At 35.2% G+C, this 18463-nt stretch carries 14 protein-coding genes and 2 tRNA genes; 7 read left to right on the top strand and 9 right to left on the bottom strand.

Going from position 1 to position 18463, the window contains the following annotated elements; translation table 11 throughout:
• Window positions 1-53 precede the first annotated feature (53 nt).
• On the bottom strand, window positions 54-1184 hold the full coding sequence (locus L1S34_RS02795; protein WP_236362749.1) for a DegT/DnrJ/EryC1/StrS family aminotransferase: 1131 nt from the start codon (window positions 1182-1184) through the stop codon (window positions 54-56).
• 222 nt (window positions 1185-1406) lie between these two features.
• Here L1S34_RS02795 and L1S34_RS02790 point away from each other — a divergent pair, with 222 nt between their 5' ends.
• On the top strand, window positions 1407-2633 hold the full coding sequence (locus L1S34_RS02790) for a 3-deoxy-D-manno-octulosonic acid transferase (protein WP_236362748.1): 1227 nt from the start codon (window positions 1407-1409) through the stop codon (window positions 2631-2633).
• 237 nt (window positions 2634-2870) lie between these two features.
• Here the strand turns inward: L1S34_RS02790 and L1S34_RS02785 are convergent, their stop codons facing one another.
• The 4 genes from L1S34_RS02785 to L1S34_RS02770 form a co-directional block, all read right to left on the bottom strand.
• The gene (locus tag L1S34_RS02785; RefSeq protein ID WP_236362747.1) at window positions 2871-3593 is read right to left on the bottom strand and encodes a LytR/AlgR family response regulator transcription factor; all 723 of its coding nucleotides are present in this window, start codon (window positions 3591-3593) and stop codon (window positions 2871-2873) included.
• A 6-nt stretch (window positions 3594-3599) separates the two neighbouring features.
• The gene (locus L1S34_RS02780; RefSeq protein WP_236362746.1) at window positions 3600-4694 is read right to left on the bottom strand and encodes a sensor histidine kinase; all 1095 of its coding nucleotides are present in this window, start codon (window positions 4692-4694) and stop codon (window positions 3600-3602) included.
• A gap of 165 nt (window positions 4695-4859) precedes the next feature.
• The gene (locus tag L1S34_RS02775; RefSeq protein WP_236362745.1) at window positions 4860-6860 is read right to left on the bottom strand and encodes an alpha/beta hydrolase family protein; all 2001 of its coding nucleotides are present in this window, start codon (window positions 6858-6860) and stop codon (window positions 4860-4862) included.
• Window positions 6861-7270: 410 nt separating this feature from the next.
• A complete protein-coding gene (locus tag L1S34_RS02770) occupies window positions 7271-7765 on the bottom strand; it encodes a hypothetical protein (protein WP_236362744.1) in 495 nt (164 codons plus the stop codon).
• Between the two features lie 319 nt (window positions 7766-8084).
• Between L1S34_RS02770 and L1S34_RS02765 the strand changes: the two genes are divergently transcribed.
• The 3 genes from L1S34_RS02765 to L1S34_RS02755 all read left to right on the top strand — a co-directional run bounded on the left by L1S34_RS02765 (window position 8085) and on the right by L1S34_RS02755 (window position 11497).
• The gene (locus L1S34_RS02765; protein ID WP_236362743.1) at window positions 8085-8531 is read left to right on the top strand and encodes a GNAT family N-acetyltransferase; all 447 of its coding nucleotides are present in this window, start codon (window positions 8085-8087) and stop codon (window positions 8529-8531) included.
• Between the two features lie 368 nt (window positions 8532-8899).
• On the top strand, window positions 8900-11098 hold the full coding sequence (locus L1S34_RS02760) for a S46 family peptidase (protein ID WP_236362742.1): 2199 nt from the start codon (window positions 8900-8902) through the stop codon (window positions 11096-11098).
• A gap of 171 nt (window positions 11099-11269) precedes the next feature.
• Window positions 11270-11497 carry a PG1828 family lipoprotein gene (locus tag L1S34_RS02755; RefSeq protein ID WP_166133201.1) on the top strand — a complete coding sequence of 76 codons (228 nt, stop codon included), beginning with the start codon at window positions 11270-11272 and terminating at the stop codon, window positions 11495-11497.
• 135 nt (window positions 11498-11632) lie between these two features.
• On the opposite strand, the gene L1S34_RS02750 is transcribed toward L1S34_RS02755, so the two are convergent.
• The 4 genes from L1S34_RS02750 to mutS all read right to left on the bottom strand — a co-directional run bounded on the left by L1S34_RS02750 (window position 11633) and on the right by mutS (window position 15052).
• Window positions 11633-11980 (bottom strand): DUF1508 domain-containing protein, encoded by a 348-nt coding sequence (locus L1S34_RS02750; protein WP_166133199.1) that lies wholly within the window; start codon window positions 11978-11980, stop codon window positions 11633-11635.
• Between the two features lie 119 nt (window positions 11981-12099).
• Window positions 12100-12185 (bottom strand) — tRNA-Leu (locus L1S34_RS02745).
• Window positions 12186-12200: 15 nt separating this feature from the next.
• Window positions 12201-12273, bottom strand: a tRNA-Gly gene (locus L1S34_RS02740).
• 142 nt (window positions 12274-12415) lie between these two features.
• The gene (gene mutS / locus L1S34_RS02735) at window positions 12416-15052 is read right to left on the bottom strand and encodes a DNA mismatch repair protein MutS (RefSeq protein ID WP_236362741.1); all 2637 of its coding nucleotides are present in this window, start codon (window positions 15050-15052) and stop codon (window positions 12416-12418) included.
• A gap of 158 nt (window positions 15053-15210) precedes the next feature.
• On the opposite strand from mutS, the gene L1S34_RS02730 reads away from it, so the two are divergent.
• The 3 genes from L1S34_RS02730 (at window position 15211) to L1S34_RS02720 (ending at window position 18462) form a co-directional block, all read left to right on the top strand.
• Window positions 15211-15660: a DUF1573 domain-containing protein gene (locus tag L1S34_RS02730; protein ID WP_236362740.1), complete on the top strand. Its 450-nt coding sequence runs from the start codon at window positions 15211-15213 to the stop codon at window positions 15658-15660.
• 69 nt (window positions 15661-15729) lie between these two features.
• Window positions 15730-16269, top strand: a complete 540-nt coding sequence (locus tag L1S34_RS02725; protein WP_166133192.1) for an RNA methyltransferase — start codon at window positions 15730-15732, stop codon at window positions 16267-16269.
• A gap of 27 nt (window positions 16270-16296) precedes the next feature.
• Entirely contained in the window at window positions 16297-18462 is a 2166-nt protein-coding gene (locus L1S34_RS02720) for a T9SS type B sorting domain-containing protein (protein WP_236362739.1), read from the top strand.
• Window position 18463: the final 1 nt, after the last annotated feature.

Here is an 18463-nt window from a genome sequence, read left to right as displayed (position 1 = left end):
TTTTTTACACTGATTTAATTCATAAAAAAGACGCGAAAACCGCGTCTCTTAAATTATTGTAAATATTCTAAAACACTTGATGTAATGAAAGCAATTTGCTCATCATCTAACTCAGTGTGCATTGGTAACGAAAGTACTTCAGTTACTAACTGATTGGTTACCGGAAAGTCTTCTTCTTTATACCTAGCATCAGCGTATGCTTTTTGCGAATGCAACGGAATTGGGTAATAAATAGCACAAGGAATTCCTTTGTCTAACAAATGTTGCATCAAACCATTTCTGTCAGCATCAAGAATTCTTAAAGTATATTGATGAAAAACGTGACAGTCACAAATATCACAAATACTTGGTGCAATTATATTTTTATGCCCTTCAAAAGCCGCAGAATATTTACGTGCTGCATCTTGTCTGGCTTTTCCGTATTGATCTAATAAAGGTAATTTAGCATTCAAAACTGCTGCTTGTATGCTGTCTAGTCTTGAGTTTACACCCACTACATCGTGGTGGTAACGCTCATACATTCCGTGATTTACTATTCCGCGAAGTTTGTCAGCCAAAGCATCATCATTGGTAAAAATTGCTCCACCATCTCCATAACATCCTAAATTTTTAGAAGGAAAAAATGAAGTCGCACCCACATGACCAATAGTTCCTGCTTTCTTTTTGGTACCGTCAGAGAATTTGCAATTAGCACCAATAGCTTGTGCGTTATCTTCAATCACGTACAAATTATGTTCTTTGGCAATAGCCATAATCGCTTCCATATTGGCCGCACGTCCAAATAAATGAACAGGTACAATGGCTTTTGTTTTTGGAGTTATGGCTTTGCGAATCCCATCAATAGAGATGTTCATGTTGTACATGTCTACATCGACCAATACGGGAGTTAGTTGCAACAAAGCGATTACTTCAACAGTGGCTGCAAAAGTAAAATCGGCAGTAATAACCTCATCACCTGGCTTTAAATCCAAGCCCATCATTGCAATTTGCAAAGCATCAGTACCATTAGCACAAGGAATTACGTGCTTTACATCTAAATATTCCTCTAGTGATTTTTGAAATTCGTGCACTTTAGGTCCGTTGATATACGTATTGGTGTCTAAAACTTCTTGAATAGAAGCATCTACAACCTCTTTTATTTTTTCATATTGACTTTTTAAGTCAACCATTTGGATTTTTTTCATTTCGATTTTCAGTTTAATGTTCGAAAGAGAAGCCTGCGATTACATTCTGGTTTCTTTCTTAAAACGAAGAACAAAAATAGTTATTTATGTCTTGATACCAATACAACGTTTCTTAAAAAGCAGGCAATAAAATAAAATAAACTGCGCAGTCTTGAAATTTAAAAAAATGATGCGCTAGAAATTCATTTAAAGAAAACGTATTTTAGCCCAAAATTTTTAGCCATGCTTTTTATCTACAATTTATTAGTTTTAGTTGCGAGTTTTCTTTTGAAAATTGTGGCGCTTTTTAGTCCAAAAATGAAACTTTTTGTAGACGGAAGAAAAGGTGTTTTTAAGCAACTTGAACAGCAAATAAAACCAACAGACAAAACCATTTGGTTTCATGCTGCATCTCTGGGCGAATACGAACAAGGCTTGCCCGTGATTGAAAAAATAAAAGAAAAATTCCCAAGTCATAAAATTGTCTTGACTTTTTTTTCCCCATCAGGCTACGAAGTCCGAAAAAACAATGCTATAGCTGATGTGACGGTTTATTTACCAATGGACACAAAGGATAATGCACAACAATTTCTTGACCTCGTTCATCCTGAAATGGTGTTTTTTATCAAGTACGAATATTGGCCGAATTACTTAAACGAACTCAAAAAACGCGATATAAAAACCTATTTGATTTCTGGAATTTTAAGAAAAAACCAAGCCTTTTTTAAATGGTATGGCGGCTTTTACAGAAAAGCACTCGATGCTTTTACTTACTTTTTTGTACAAAATGAAAGTTCTAAAAAACTCTTGCAACAATTAGGTAAAACCAATGTTATTGTGTCTGGTGACACCCGTTTTGATCGTGTGGCCACCATTTTAGAAAAAGACAATACGCTGGATTTTATTGCTCAATTTAAGGATAACTCGGTTACAATTGTTGTGGGAAGTTCTTGGCCAAAGGATGAAGATTTCATAATAAACTTCCTTAACTCGACTGCTTTGAATGTGAAATTTATAATTGCTCCACACAATATTAAAGACGAGCAAATTGAAAAACTCAAAAATAGCATCAGCCGAAAAACTGTTTTATTCTCTGAAAAAGAAAATAAAAACCTAGCCGATTTTGATGTTTTTATCATTGACACTATTGGGATTTTAACCAAAATTTACAGTTATGCTGATATTGCTTATGTGGGTGGAGGCTTTGGAAATCCTGGAGTGCACAATGTTTTAGAACCCGCTACTTTTGGTGTTCCAATCGTTATTGGTGCCAATTATTCGCATTTTGCAGAAGCAATCGCATTGGTTAACATGGACGCTTGTACTTCCATAAAAAATCAACAAGAATTGAACGAGGCTTTTGAAAATTTAATTCGAAATGAAGACATCCGTCACGAAAAAGGACATATGTGCAGCACTTTTGTACAAATGAGCAAAGGCGCAACGCAAATGATTGTGAGTCGAATTTAACACGTTTTTTATAGGTTTGATTAAATTAGTTGAAGTAATTAAATTAGTATCGTCAACCGTTCACAAATCAATAAACCATTAAGTTCATTAAGAAAATTAAGAATCATTGTGCTTACTGTTGCATAATTATCTTTATGATTTAGAGAACAAGCTAATTTTAAAAATTCTTGCAAAAGAGCTGTAAACTAGAATTCAAATTAATGACCATTGACGCCTTGGATGAAGACTAAGTCATTGCTATAAACTTAGCTTTTCTTTGAAATTGCTGGCTTGTCGTCTAGAAATTTCGACTTTGATATCTTTTGGAAGTTCTGCTAAAAGATTACCGCTAAACCAGGTTTCAATTTTACCAATGTATTGCACATTTACAATTTGGTTTCTATTGGCTCTAAAAAAATATTTCTCGGGAAGTTTTTCCTCAATTTGGTTTAATGATTTGTTGATCGTGGCTTTTTCATTTTGAAAAAATACTTTGGTGTAATTGCCATCAACTTCAAACAAATAAATATCAGAGATTTTTACCAACCAGCAATTTTCGCCATCTCTGATGAAAATCTGATTGTCTAAAGCTAGTTTCTTCTCATTTTTTTCGGCTCTTTCGATCAAGTTTGTATTTACTTTTTCTATTGCTTGTGCAAACCTTTTTGGATTGATTGGTTTTAATAAATAATCGAGCGCATTATATTCAAATGACTTGATGGCATACTCATCAAAGGCGGTTGTAAAAACCGTAATAGGTACATTATCGAGCATTTCAAGCAAGGCAAAACCATCTTTTTCAGGCATGTTAATGTCCAGAAAAAGCAAATCAGGTTGCGTGTTGTTGATGAGTTCAAAACCTAAATCTACATTTTCGGCTTCACCAATTATTTGAATTTCAGGGTGATTTTTAATTAATTCCTTTAGCTCATTGCGAGCCAAACGAGAATCTTCGACTATGACAGCTTTTATTTTTTTCATCGGTTACTAAGAAATAGGTAGTGATATTTTAGCAATGACTTCATTTTCAAATTCATTGAGTGAAAAAGTAGCGCTTTCGCCGTAAATCAACTGTAATCTTCTTTGAATGTTTTTGAGACCTAATTGTGTAGTTCCTGTTTGTTGCGATAAATTTCCTGTATTCTTAACTTGAATATGTAAATCGGTATTTTCTTTTTTGATTTCCAACAATAAAATACCGCCGTTTTTTAGTTGTGAAATTCCGTGTTTTATAGCATTTTCAATCAACATTTGAATGATCATAGGCGGAATAGGTAATTTTAAAGTCTCTTCTTCTATTTCTGAAATAAATTGCAATCGATCTTCCAATTGAATTTTTGAAATGGCAATAAAATTTTCAACCATTTCAATTTCTTCTTCAAGTGCAATGGTATTTACCTCGCTTTTTGTCAAAGAATACCGCAGCATTTCAGACAATCGCGTGATCATTTCCCTTGATTTCATTGGGTTTTCCAGAATCAAACCGCGGATATTGTTTAAACTATTAAACATAAAATGCGGGTTAATTTGCCCTTTTAAAGCATTAATCTGTGACTCTTTGAGTGTAGACTCTAGCTCTAACCGATTCATTTTATTGTCTTTTAGTAAGAAAATAGTTTTAATTACGGTGTAAGCAATCATCCATATAAAAAACAAAAATGCAACTGTCAACATAACAAGCGCACCAGCTTTTAGATTTTGGCTAGGATGATCGATAATCTCGGCTTTGTCGTAAACAAAAGTGGCCATCAAGTAATTATATCCATTAACGAATACAAAAAACAGAATGCTTGATACTAAAAAAACAAGCAATAACTTAAAAAAATCTTTCTTAGAAAAACTTTCAAAATCAATGTACTTTTTAAAAAAGTAACGAACTGCATAGGTTATCGAAAGTATTGCAACCGTATGAGAAAAATAATCTAAAAGGAGTTGCCATGTTTCGTATCCTAATACATTGCTTTTGGGATTTAGTATTGAAGGCAGAAATATAAATCCAAATATAATGGTCCAGATCACAATTTGAATGATCCAAAACGTATATTTTCTTTTTGATATTTTTTCTATTGAATTCGTTTTCATTGTTTAATTATGAAATTAGTGCTGTGAAGTACTCCACAATCTTTATAACTGTAATCAAAATTAGTTTTACCATCATTTTGGGTTTTAAATTAAAATATTCCTTTTAAAACTTTTGGCGAAGTACAACTACTCCGCCAAAAGTAAACTTTTTCAAATTAATTTTTACTACTTCAAGTGTTGTGCAAAAAAGCCAAGCATTGATTTATAAAGCTGAATTTGATTTTCTTCTCTAAGAAAACCATGACCTTCATTGTACTTGACCATGTAAGGAACTTCAAATCCTTTTTTGCGTAAAGCAGTCACCATTTGATCTGATTCTCCAATGTTAACCCTTGGATCATTTGCACCTTGAACCACAAACAAAGGCTTTTTGATTTTATCGACTTGATAAAAAGGCGATACCTCTTTGGCAATTTTAGCCTGTGCAGGATTGTCTAAATCATACCAAATTTTCTTTGTCGCTTCTGTATAAGGTTTCCAATATTCAGGAAAAGAACTAAAAAAAGTTTCAATGTTTGAAATTCCCACATAATCCACTCCACACGCATATAAATCAGGTGTTTTTACTAATCCCATCAAAGTAGCATATCCTCCGTGACTTGCACCATAAATAGCAATTTTATCTTTATTTACCCATCCCTGTGTCAATACATATTGCACCCCATCTTCAAGATCATCCATCACTTTACGTCCAATTTGACCATATCCTGCTTTCAAAAATTCTTTTCCGTATCCTCCTGAAATTCGGAAGTTTACATGTAAAGTAGCATAGCCACGACTCGCAAATAATTGTCCTTCTGGACTAAATCCCCAACTGTCTCTTAACGTTTGTGGGCCACCGTGCGGATTAACAATTAAAGGTACCTTTTTTCCTTCTAAAGCCTCTTTAGGCAAGGTGATATACCCGTAAATTAAAATTCCGTCACGACTTTTAAAAGAAATCGGCTTCATTACAGCCATATCTTTTTGTTCTAGTTTTGGCATCAAATCGAACATATAAGTTAATTTATTTAACTTTGAATCGTACTGATAATATTTCCCGTAAAATTTATCACTAGAAACAATGATCAACATTTTTTCTTCATCATCACTTTGGGAAACAATTGAAAATTGCGCATCCTTAAATTCCTTTTGTATGTTGTCGTATATCTTTTTAAAAGTTTTACTTATTGGGATGATGGTGTTTTTTTCTCCGTTAAAACCAACGTAGTCCACTTCAAAATTTCTTTTTTCAGAAAGTCCTAGAATATTAGAATCAAAGGTCGGGTTAGAATAAATTTCTTTAATCATCTTATTCTGCTTCAAATCATACAAAACAATTTGTGTTTTATCAGATTCTAAATTTGATATTACATAAGCATCATCGGGATTGGGCGTTTGGTAATTTAAAGAAACAAATGTGAAGGTTTCTGTAGATTCAAATTCTTTTAACAATTTAAAATCGTTAGCACCTGAAGGCTTGTAGTAATACTGCATACTTATTCCATTAGCCACTCTTACAAAGCCTATTAGATTACCATCTTGATCAAAATTATAGACCAGTATTGGATTTTTAAGGTCCGTATTGGCATATAATCTTTCTATAGCTCCCGTTTTGGTATTGATTTTATAAGGTTCCTTAAGTTGCTTGTTTTCCTTATTCATAGAAACGATAATAAAATCTCTTTGATTTTTTAGTACCGTATTAATTTCTGCCTGTACACCGTCAAAAGGCGTCAAATCAATTGGAGCAGAACCGTCAATACCGGCAGAATAAACATGTATGTTTTCATTTCCTCCTTTATCCATTGCATAAATTAATCGCTCATTATTCAACCAAAAATACGTTTTGATGAGTTCTTCTTTTTCCTCTATTGTTAGCGAAACTTTGCCTGTTTTAATCTCCTTTACGTACACATTGGTTTTGCCGTTATCCATTTTTTGAAAATAAGACATGCGTAATCCGTCAGGTGATAATCTAAACGTTCTTGCTTTTGGTTTTGTGTAGAAATCTTCAACGGAATATTTGTAATTTCCATCGTCAAAAGAGGCTAATTTTTCTAGCGCTCCTTTAGACGAAGGCAATGAAATATCGCCAGGTTTCTTTGTTTCTGGTTGAGCTGTTTGTGCATTGACATTTGATAATCCCATTATTGCTAGCGCAAGTGCTATGATGTTTTTTTTCATGATTTCAATTGATTTGATTTTGATTGATTTTGATTGATTTTGATTTGATTTGATTGATGATCTGTTTTTTAAGCTATTATTAATTTCAATAAGTAAGCTAGTAAAACTCCAATTGTAAAACTTAAAACTGCTTTTACTACAACTATCCCTTTTTTTAGAAATTCTGTTTTCATACTTTTTATGATTGATTGATTAATTGATTGATGTTCGAATTGCCTACTCCAATTTGGTTTAGCCAATTAACATTTTAACGTTTTGGCGCTTTGCGAGGTTGAGGATTAAAGGTGTGGGATTTTTCGGTTAAACACAAATTTTCCAAACACAAATCTATCCTTAAATTCAGCCCAAAACCCCATTCACGCCAAACGGCTGTTAGCGGTTCGGGCATTTTTCGTGCTTCTTTTGTCATTTTATTCTGCTGATACAAAAATTGTCATATAGTAATTTATGCAGTGCAATATTGTAAGTATTAATAATTCCTTATTGTCAAACTTGTCGAAGTTTTGGGTTGTTTCAATATTATAGTCATAGTTAAGTTTATTCCATTTAAAATCAGTTTCAGCAACCATTAACTCTCTTTTGTCTGGGTCAATTAAAACAAACTTACTACTCAAAAGTCCGTTAAGTTTTAGTAAAAAAGTATCTTCTTTGTTATCAAAAAAGGTTTTGATAATTATTCCTTTCCAACCCATTTTAAATTCTAATAAAGCTTTTGTGCCGTCTTTCAACTCAATTTTAGAGTCCCAAAAACCTTGTGGTTCAAGTTGATATTTTGCACCGTCAGACATTAAAATTTCAGCGTTGAAAGAATACCATTTTTCATAAATTAGTTCCCCAATTTTCTGATTGCCAAATGTTAAATTGAAATTTTGAGAATTTATTGAGTTTGCCTTGTATTGTCCCATAGATGTTACTTGATTGATTGATGTTCGAATTGCCTAGGCCAATTTGAGTTTAGCCGATTAACGTTTTAACTAGATGAAACAATGCAAAGCCTATTAAAAAACCTACTACTGCTTTTGCTACGACTACTCCTTTTTTTAAAATTTCTGTTCTCATTGTCATTTGTTTTAAATTGTTTTTGTTTGTTATGATGAGACAAATATAGAACGGCTTCTGCTCTTGTTTTACCGAAAAATGACGAACGGTTGTATCGAAATGACGAACGGTTATGGCAAGACCAAATTCGATATTAACTACCTTTACGCTACTAAATAGATCAATATGATTCACTTTAAACCAATAGATAAACAAGATGTAAATACTGTCAGTACTTTGATGGTCGATTTTTACGCCATTGACGGCTATCCTATTGCTATTGAAACGACGAGAGAATTACTAGATCAATTTATAGACAATCCATCCTTTGGAAAAGCTTGGTTGATCTATTGGCAAGAGCAAGTGGTTGGCTATATCATTCTAACTTTTGTGTTTAGTTTTGAGTACCAAGGAAAAATTGCTTTTTTAGATGAATTATTCGTCACAGAAACAGCTCGAGGCAAAGGCATTGGCAGCAAAGCCATAGATTTTATAAAAGCCGAAAGCCATAAATTATCGTTAAAACTGATCTATCTTGAGGTAGAACCACACAATACAAAAGCGCAAAAATTGTATCTTGCCAGCGGTTTTGAAATGCATAATCGAAAATTAATGCGTCTTAAAACTGATTGAAATTGCTAATAAAATAATCAAACACGGACTTTTTAAAAGATATATTATATTGATTCGTTTTATAGAAACCTATTCAAAGTAAATATTGCTTTTAAAAATGAAGCGTCGCTATTGAGCTAATAAAATGAAAACCAAAATATGTGAAATTTGTTCTATTGCAGCCAGTACAATGTTTCGGGTTCAAATCGCCACGGGAAAAAACTGGATTTTCGTTTGTCAATCTTGCTGCGAAAAATCAAAATCATTGCCCCAATATAAATACGGAGGCACTTGGAAAGGCAAACGACATTAAGTCATTTTCTGTTCCACTATAATTTAAATCAATCATCCAGTTGTATCACACTTTTCTCAAACTAAATTATATACCAATGAAATTTTTAAAATTATTCTTATTACTATTTGTCATTCAAACACAAGCGCAACAAGGCGGTATGTGGATTCCCTCCTTACTAAAAGGAATGAATGAAACCGAAATGAAGAATCTAGGCATGAAAATGTCAATCAAAGACATTTATGATGTGAATCAGTCTAGCATGAAAGACGCAGTGCCGCATTTTAACGGTGGCTGTACTTCTGAAGTAATTTCTCCAAAAGGCTTATTGCTTACCAATCACCACTGCGGTTATTCGCAAATTCAATCGCACTCCTCAGTTGAGAAAGATTATTTAGCTGATGGTTTTTGGGCCTATAAAATGGAAGACGAATTGCCAAACGAAAATTTGACTGTTACTTTTATGGTGAAAATTGAAGACGTAACTACGCAAATACTAGAAGGTACAGCAACACTTGCAAACGAAGCCGACAAACAGAAAAAAATTCAAGAAAACATCACTAAATTGAGCGCCTCTTTCCCGAAAGAATCTTGGCAAGAAAACAAAATTCGTACATTTTACGAAGGCAATCAATATCTACTTTTTGTAACAGAGACTTTTTCTGATGTGCGCTTGGTTGGAGCTCCGCCTACATCAATAGGGAAATTTGGGTCTGACACAGACAATTGGGTTTGGCCACGTCATACAGGAGATTTTTCGCTATTCCGTATTTATGCTGACAAAAATAACCGTCCCGCAAAATACTCTAAAGACAATGTGCCTTACACTCCAAAACACTTCTTACCTATTTCGCTTGACGGTGTTGCCGAAGATGATTTTACGCTTGTTTTTGGTTACCCAGGAAAAACCAACGAATACCTACCATCTGTAGCCATCGAACAAATTGTAAACGAACTTAATCCTGCAAAAATTGAGATTCGTGATAAAGCCTTAAAAGTAGCTGACGGATTCATGCGTAAAGACAATGCTATTAAAATTCAGTATGCCTCTAAATATGCTAGTATTGCTAATTATTGGAAAAAATGGATTGGAGAAACCCAAGGTCTTCAAAAATCGAATGCTGTAGCTGTAAAACGCAATGACGAAAAAACTTTTCAAGAAAAAGTAAAAAAAGCAGGCAAAGAAAAAGAATACGGAACCCTACTTGCTGATTTTGATAAAAACTACACAGCAATTGCTCCTTACGCTCTAGCTAGAGATTACTTTATGGAAACCGTACAGCGCAACACTGAGTTGTTAAGTGCTGCATACCGCTTGTACCAATTAGAGCAAGTGTACAACGCAAGAGGTGAACAAGCCTTCAATGACCGAAAAAACAATTTAATTGGCGGGCTAGCTGATTTTTATAAAAACTTCAATGCAACTGTTGATGAAAAAGTTTTCGAACAATTGATCGCTTTGTATGCCACTAAATCACCAAAACAATTTTTACCAAATAGTCTAGCTAATGTAGATGCAAAAAAACTAGCTACCGCCATATACAGCACTTCTAAAATCACCAGCTACGCGGGCTTAAAAGAGTTACTTTCTGGTGATTCGGCTACTGCTTTAGCTAATCTAAGAAAAGATCCGGCCTACCAACTGGTAAAGGAACTTGCGGATAGTTACAACACCCAAATTGCCCCGAAATACGATGAGATAAACCAAACCATAACTGCTTTGCAGCGCACATATATGAAAGCACAATTAGAACTTAATGCTAACGGTCGTTTGTTTCCAGATGCTAATAGTACCTTGCGTGTTACCTATGGAAAAGTAAAGGGTTACGAACCAAAAGACGCCACCTTGTACACTCCTGTAACCTATCTCGAAGGTGTGATGGAAAAATACATTCCTGGAGATTATGAATTTGATGTTCCTTCAAAATTAGTGGAGTTGTACAAAAACAAAGATTATGGCAATTACAGCGATGCTAACGGTAAAATGCCAGTGTGTTTTATTGGAACCAACCATACGACAGGAGGTAACTCAGGAAGCCCTGCAGTGGATGCCAACGGTAATTTGATTGGTCTTAATTTTGACCGTGTATGGGAAGGTACAATGAGTGATATTTACTATGATCCTAGTATCTGTAGAAACATCATGGTAGACATTAGATACGTATTATTTATCATGGACAAATACGCTGGCGCAAAAAACTTAATGGCCGAATTAAAACTTGTACACCCTAAAAAAGACAAGGCATTGATAAATAAACCATTAAAACAAAAGCAGTCAGAAAAAAAGTCCAAATAAAACTTTAAAAAAAATTACATTTGATGTGCAAAAACTGGCACAATAATTGTAAATTTGCTGAGCACTGGGAAAGAATAATATTTTTTAAAAAATAAATGAAAAAATATTTTCCATATTAAAAAATTTATATCTTTGCCACGAATTAATAATTAACCTTTATATTAAATTAAGATGAAAAAAGTATTTTTAAGTTTAGCTGCTGTTGCTGTATTAACTGTTGTTTCTTGTAAAAAAGCTGATGCACCTGCTACTGATGAAGCTGCTGCTACTGTTGATTCTGCTGCTATGGTAGTTGATTCTGCTGCACAAGTTGTTGATTCTGCTGCGCAAGTAGTTGATTCTGCTGCTGCTGCTGGAACTGAAGCTGCTGAAGTTGCTACTGAAGCTGCAAAAAAATAATTAGAACTTAAATTCTAAAAATTTTAAAGCCATCCGCTTAGCGAGATGGCTTTTTTATGTCGTAAAATGAAATAATTTCATTGCGCAAAACAAAAAGAGTCTTGAATACGTTATCGTTTTCAAGACTCTTTTCTTTTAATCTAAAAAAATACAGTCGTTGGTTGAGAAATCTAAGATCTCTGCTGCCGAGCCGTATTTCACAATTTCATCTATCCCTTTTTGCAAACGCAAAGCCGTTGTGTATTTTCGACTGGTAGCAAAATGATGCCCTTCGAGAACTACTTTAAAAAAAAACTTCCCACTAGTCGATTTAAATTTTAAAAAATCAGCTGACGAAAGTACTTTTTTAAAATGCTCAATAGCCTCCTCCGCTTCGAACTTCAATTCGTAACTCAAACTTGTAAAAATCACTTTTCCTTTCCTTGAGGTAAAAACAAACTTATACTCATCATTGTAGCGCTTACTAATAACAAAAGCCCCCATATTGATTGTTTTTTCAAAATTAAATCTCGTTAGACAGCCTGACCACCCTTCAATCAAAACAACATAAATGTTTTGACTATAGGTCATAAAAAAAGCCCCTTCAATTGAAGGGGCTTTTGTACTCAGAGCGGGACTTGAACCCGCACGAACATTGCTGTTCACTGGATTTTAAGTCCAGCGTGTCTACCAATTTCACCATCCGAGCATTAAGAGGTGTTTGAGCGAAAAACGGGGCTCGAACCCGCGACCTCGACCTTGGCAAGGTCGCGCTCTACCAACTGAGCTATTTTCGCGTTTTTTATTTAAAAGAACCGCAACACTTGTTCTGTATTGCGGTTGCAAATTTAGGACATTTATTGAATTAAACAAGCCTTTTTTTCAAAAAAATTAAACAAAAATGATAACAATCTGATAACGTGCGCTTAAAAAACTAAATTATTTTCGCGTCAACATTCTTTTAATTTCATTGAGTTTCATTAACGCCTCCATTGGCGTTATGGTATTAATATCAAGACTGATAATTTCCTCTTTTATTTCTTCTAGCAAAGGATCATCAAGGTTGAAAAAACTCATTTGCATGGTTTCGGTTTGCGCTTCTTTTAAACTAGCGCCTCTCTTCGCAACTGAATTTCCATTAAGCGATTCACTTGAATGATTTTTCTCAAGCTTCTTGAGTAGTTTTTGTGCTTTTAAAATCACTATTTGTGGCATTCCAGCCATTTTAGCCACATGAATTCCAAAACTATGAGCACTTCCTCCTTTTACTAATTTTCGAACAAAAAGAACGGTGTCTTTCAATTCTTTCACTGCTACATTATAGTTTTGAATTCGAGTCAGCGATTCACTCATTTCATTCAACTCATGATAATGTGTTGCGAACAAAGTTTTAGGCTGCGCTGGGTGTTCATGCAAAAATTCGGCTATGGCCCAAGCAATCGAAATTCCGTCATAGGTACTCGTTCCGCGACCAATTTCATCTAATAAAACCAAACTTCTATCTGAGATGTTATTCAAGATCGATGCCGTCTCGTTCATCTCAACCATGAAAGTAGATTCTCCCATCGAAATATTATCACTTGCTCCTACTCGCGTAAAAATTTTATCTACAACGCCCATTCGAACACTCTCTGCAGGAACAAAACTTCCCATCTGCGCCAGCAATACAATTAATGCGGTTTGACGCAAAATAGCCGACTTACCCGACATATTGGGACCAGTAATCATGATAACTTGCTGCGTATCGCGATCTAAAAAAACATCATTAGCAATGTAGGGCGTACCTACGGGTAATTGCTTTTCGATAACAGGATGCCTACCGTTTTTAATATCCAACTCAAAACTCTCATCTAAATCAGGACAAACGTATTGATTTTCGATGGCGAGTTGCGTAAAGGAACACAAACAGTCCAATTGCGCTATCAAATTAGCATTCATTTGTACAGGCTTGATGTAAGTTGCTATCCAAGCTACCAATTGCTCGAACAACTCTACTTCTATTTTGTGAATTTTTTCCTCAGCACCTAAAATTTTAGTTTCGTATTCTTTTAGTTCTTCTGTGATATAACGTTCTGCGTTTACCAAGGTTTGTTTTCGAATCCATTCGGTTGGAACTTTATCTTTGTGCATGTTTCGCACTTCGATGTAGTAACCAAAAACATTATTAAACGATATTTTTAATGACGAAATCCCCGTTGCTTGTGATTCGCGTTTTTCAATACCCTCTAAAAATTCCTTCCCCGAAGTTGAAATTGCTCTTAACTCATCTAGCTCCGCATGTACGCCGGTAGCAATGGCATTTCCTTTTGAAATAGCCACTGGCGCATCTTGATTTAATACCGTATTTATTTTTTCGCGAAGTAAATCGCAACCATGCAAACTATCACCAATGATTTTTACCGCTTCCTGCGGGCTAGCCAAAGCCAACTTTTTGATAGGCACTATCGCGTCTAACGATTCCTTCAGGTACACTACCTCACGAGGCGACACCTTTCCAGCAGCAATTTTTGAAATCAATCGCTCCAAATCAGAAATTTGCTTGATTTGATTTTGAATGTCTCTTAAAACTTCTTGATTGTTTTTTAAATAGGTCACCACTTCATGTCGACCTTTTATTTTATGACTGTCTTTTAAAGGCAAAGCTAGCCACCTTTTGAGTAATCGCCCACCCATTGGCGAAAGCGTTTTATCAATTACATCAAGCAATGTGACCGCATTTGGATTGTAACTATGGTATAATTCTAGGTTACGAATGGTAAAACGATCCATCCAAACATAAGCATCTTCAGCAATACGCTGAATTGAAGTAATATGCTGTACTCTATTATGTTGTGTTTCCGAGAGGTAATACAAAATAGCTCCCGATGCAATAATTCCATCCGCCAACTCCTCTACTCCAAATCCTTTCAAGGAAACCGTTTGGAAATGCTTGGTTAAAGTTTCAAATGCGTAGTCCTGTTTGTAAATCCAATCTTCGAGATAAAAACAGTGAAAATCTTCGCCAAAAGTTTCTTTAAATTCTACTTTTTTATTTTTCGGAATCAAAACCTCACTTGGGTTGAAGTTTTGCAATAATTTATCAATGTATTCCGCATTGCCCTGAGCGGTTAAAAACTCGCCTGTTGAAACATCTAAAAATGAAATACCTATTGATTTATTGGCAAAAAAAATGGCTGCCAAAAAATTATTAGTTTTAGATTGCAGCACCTCATCATTAAGCGAAACTCCTGGTGTTACCAATTCGGTTACGCCACGTTTCACAATCGTTTTGGTCATTTTAGGATCTTCGAGCTGATCGCAAATAGCCACTCGCAGTCCCGCTTTGACCAATTTAGGCAAATACGTATTTAAGGAATGGTGCGGAAATCCGGCCAAAGCAGTTTCTCCCTCAGATCCTGCACCACGTTTAGTTAAAACAATTCCTAAAATTTTCGAGGCTCGAACAGCGTCTTCACCAAAGGTTTCATAAAAATCACCTACACGAAACAATAAACAAGCATCCGGATACTTCCTTTTGATTTCATTGTATTGTTTCATCAACGGTGTTTCCTTAACTGCTTTATCTTTAGAGGCCAATGTATTTTGCTTTTTAAATTTAATTTCAGGGCGAATTTATAGTTTTTTGACCAAAAATGTGGAGATTCAAAAAAATTAAACAAGTTATTTAAGAAAAAATTAGGCCTATAAAACGAAAAATTACATAAATTTGTATAACATAATAAAAATTAAAAGAAATGAAAAAGATAATTGCTCTAGCCTTGCTAGTTACTTTGGGAGTTACTACTTCGAATGCGCAAGAGACTTCAAAAAAATTAAAAGCTAAAAACACGAAAATTGCTAGCGCTAAAGTTAATGGTGCAGGGATGGTTTTTGTTACAGAAACTATTGATTACGGAAATATTGCCGCTAACTCTGACGGAAGAAGAGAATTTGTATTTACTAACAACGGTAACAAGCCGTTAATTATTACAAACGCTCAAGGTTCTTGCGGATGTACAGTACCTACTTACCCAAAACAACCTATCGCTCCAGGTGCAAAAGGTGTTATTGGTGTGAAATATGATACTTCAAGAGCGGGACAACCGTTTACAAAAACAGTTACTTTGACTACAAATGCAGTAACTCCAAGTAAAACATTAACTATCAAAGGAAACGTTTTACCTCTTGAGGCAGCGAAAAGCTAAGGAATACCAAACATACTAGAAAAGCTTCCATAACCATCTGGAAGCTTTTTTTTTGATAAAATATAAAATATGAGAAAGCTAGAAAATAGCGAGTTAGAGCGAAAATCGATTGCTGATTTCAAACAATCAGAAAAAACACCACTCATCGTAGTTCTTGATGATGTAAGAAGCTTGCATAATATTGGTTCTGTTTTTCGTACTTCGGATGCCTTTTTGATCGAAAAAATTTACCTCTGCGGTATTACAGCCACACCTCCTAACAAAGAAATTCATAAAACAGCTCTTGGCGCAACCGAAACAGTAGCTTGGGAGCATTGTGAAAGCGTTCTTGACGTAATCACTAAACTAAAAGATGACAACATTACAACACTTGCAATTGAGCAAGTAGAAAGTGCAATTTTATTGCAAAATTTTAAAATAGAACCTCAAAAACGATATGCAATTGTGTTTGGAAATGAAGTTCACGGAGTTTCACAAGAAGCAGTGGCACTATGCGATGGCTCAATAGAAATTCCGCAATTGGGCACCAAACATTCCTTGAATATTGCAGTAAGTGCAGGAATTGTGATTTGGGATTTATTTCAAAAATTAAATTGGCCTGCTAATTAAAGTACTATATCAAGTAATTTGTTCCCCATGAAATTAAATACTTTTTTAAAAATAACGTTGGCTTTCCTAGTATTTGCCCCAATGATTGCAAATGCAGCGATTGCTAATACAAATCTGATTTTTAAAAAAGAAGGTGACTCAATTTCTAAAAAAACAAAAACAACTCTTGCGGTTAATTCACCTCGAATAGCAGCAAGTGGTAATCAAATATTTTGCCCAGGAAGTCCTTTAAATGTAGTTACTGATATTACCATTACTGGCGCCGATGCAACTGACATAGGAACAGAAGCAGTTTACATACAAATCACTGGCGGTTACGCTAACGGACAAGATCTACTTACATTAACCAACACAGCCATGCATCCCACCATAATTGCGACGTGGAGTGCTGTTGAAGGTAAGTTACAATTGTCAAGTCCAATTAGTGGTGCAAAAGTACTTTATCAAGATTTTGTGCGCGCCATTAAAAATGTTGTCTTTAGCAACTCAAGCGCGAATCCAGCGGGAACTGCGAGAACTTTTTCTATAACTCTAGGACAAGCCAATTACTTACCGCGAAATGGACATTATTACCGATTTATTTCAGCAATAAATATACCGTGGCAGGATGCAAAAATAGCAGCAGAAAACAGCAATTACTTTGGATTACGAGGCTATTTAGCCACATTAACAGCTGCAGATGAAGCACAAATATCTGGAGAGCAAGCCCAAGGAACAGGATGGATTGGAGGAAGTGATGCAGAAACCGAAGGTGTTTGGAAATGGGTAACTGGCCCTGAAAACGGAACTATATTTTGGAATGGACTCGCCAATGGATCGGCACCCGCTAATCAATTTGCGTTCTGGAATAGAAATGAACCCAATAATTCTGGTAACGAAGATTTTGCTCATATCACAGCGCCTGGTGTTGGAATTCCTGGTTCATGGAATGATTTATCTAACACCGGAGATACTAGCGGAGATTATCAACCCAAAGGATATATTGTTGAATATGGTGGCATGCCAGGTGATCCTGTACTTGAAATTGCAACTAGCACCACTATGACTATTGCCAAAATCACCACTACTACACCTGATAGCCGTTGTGGCTCTGGAACCCTCATTCTTCAAGCAACCGCCACTACGGGCACATTAGACTGGTACGACACTCCAACTGGTGGGAGTATACTTTTTAGCGGCCCTTCATTTACTACCGAGTTTTTAACAAATTCTAAAACCTATTATGTTTCAGCAGGCTGTCCAACGAATCGTACAGCAGTAATTGCTACCGTACAACAAATTCCGAGTATTACAAGTACTAATTCACCCGTTACACGCTGTGGCGCTGGCAGCGTAACTTTACAAGCAACTACAAATACAGGAATCATCAACTGGTACGAAAGCGCTACTTCAACTCAAATTATTGCCACAGGAACTAGTGTAACAATTGCCAACGTAACACAAAATACTACTTATTATGCCCAAGCTTTTAATAATAACTGTACTGATGGCGGCAGAACAGCTGTTACTGTAGAAATCAATACACCTCCATCAGTTACAGATCAAGATTTAATTCTATGCCAAAACGACAACCTAACTCTTGATGCAGGTATAGCCAATGTAAGTTATGAGTGGTCAACCGGTGCACGAACTCAAACTATTCAAGTTTCCTCAGGTGGCACATATACTGTAAAAGTAACCGATAGCCAAGGATGCAGCGCCGTTAAAAAAATTAATGTAGTAGAATATTTAGCGCCTACAATAGATCGAATTGATGTAAACGAAAATAGAGTTGTAATTTATCCTGAAACGGAACAAAATTATTACGAATACTCTGTAGATGGTACTAATTACCAAAATTCGAATGTTTTTTTTAATGTCCCAAGTGGTTTACAAACTGCTTTTATACGAGAAAAAAATGGTTGCGGCATTGATTCAGAACCTTTCGTAGTGGTTATTGCTCCTAAATTCTTCACCCCTAATAACGATTCTTACAATGATATTTGGGAAATCAAAGGTCTTATCAATTATCCGCAAGCAAAAGTCTCTATTTTTGATCGTTACGGAAAATTAATTGTAGTTCTCAACCAATCCAAAACATTTTGGGATGGCACTTTTAATAAAATTCCTTTGCCGGCTGATGATTATTGGTTTGTACTTAAACTAGACGCTACATCACCAGAAAAAAGAGGGCACTTTTCACTTAAAAGATAAG

Source organism: Flavobacterium sp. K77, from assembly GCF_021608205.1.
Classification (GTDB): Bacteria; Bacteroidota; Bacteroidia; order Flavobacteriales; family Flavobacteriaceae; genus Flavobacterium; species Flavobacterium turcicum.
Note: the sequence above shows the minus strand (reverse complement) of the source record. Positions and strands in the feature narration are given on the sequence as shown.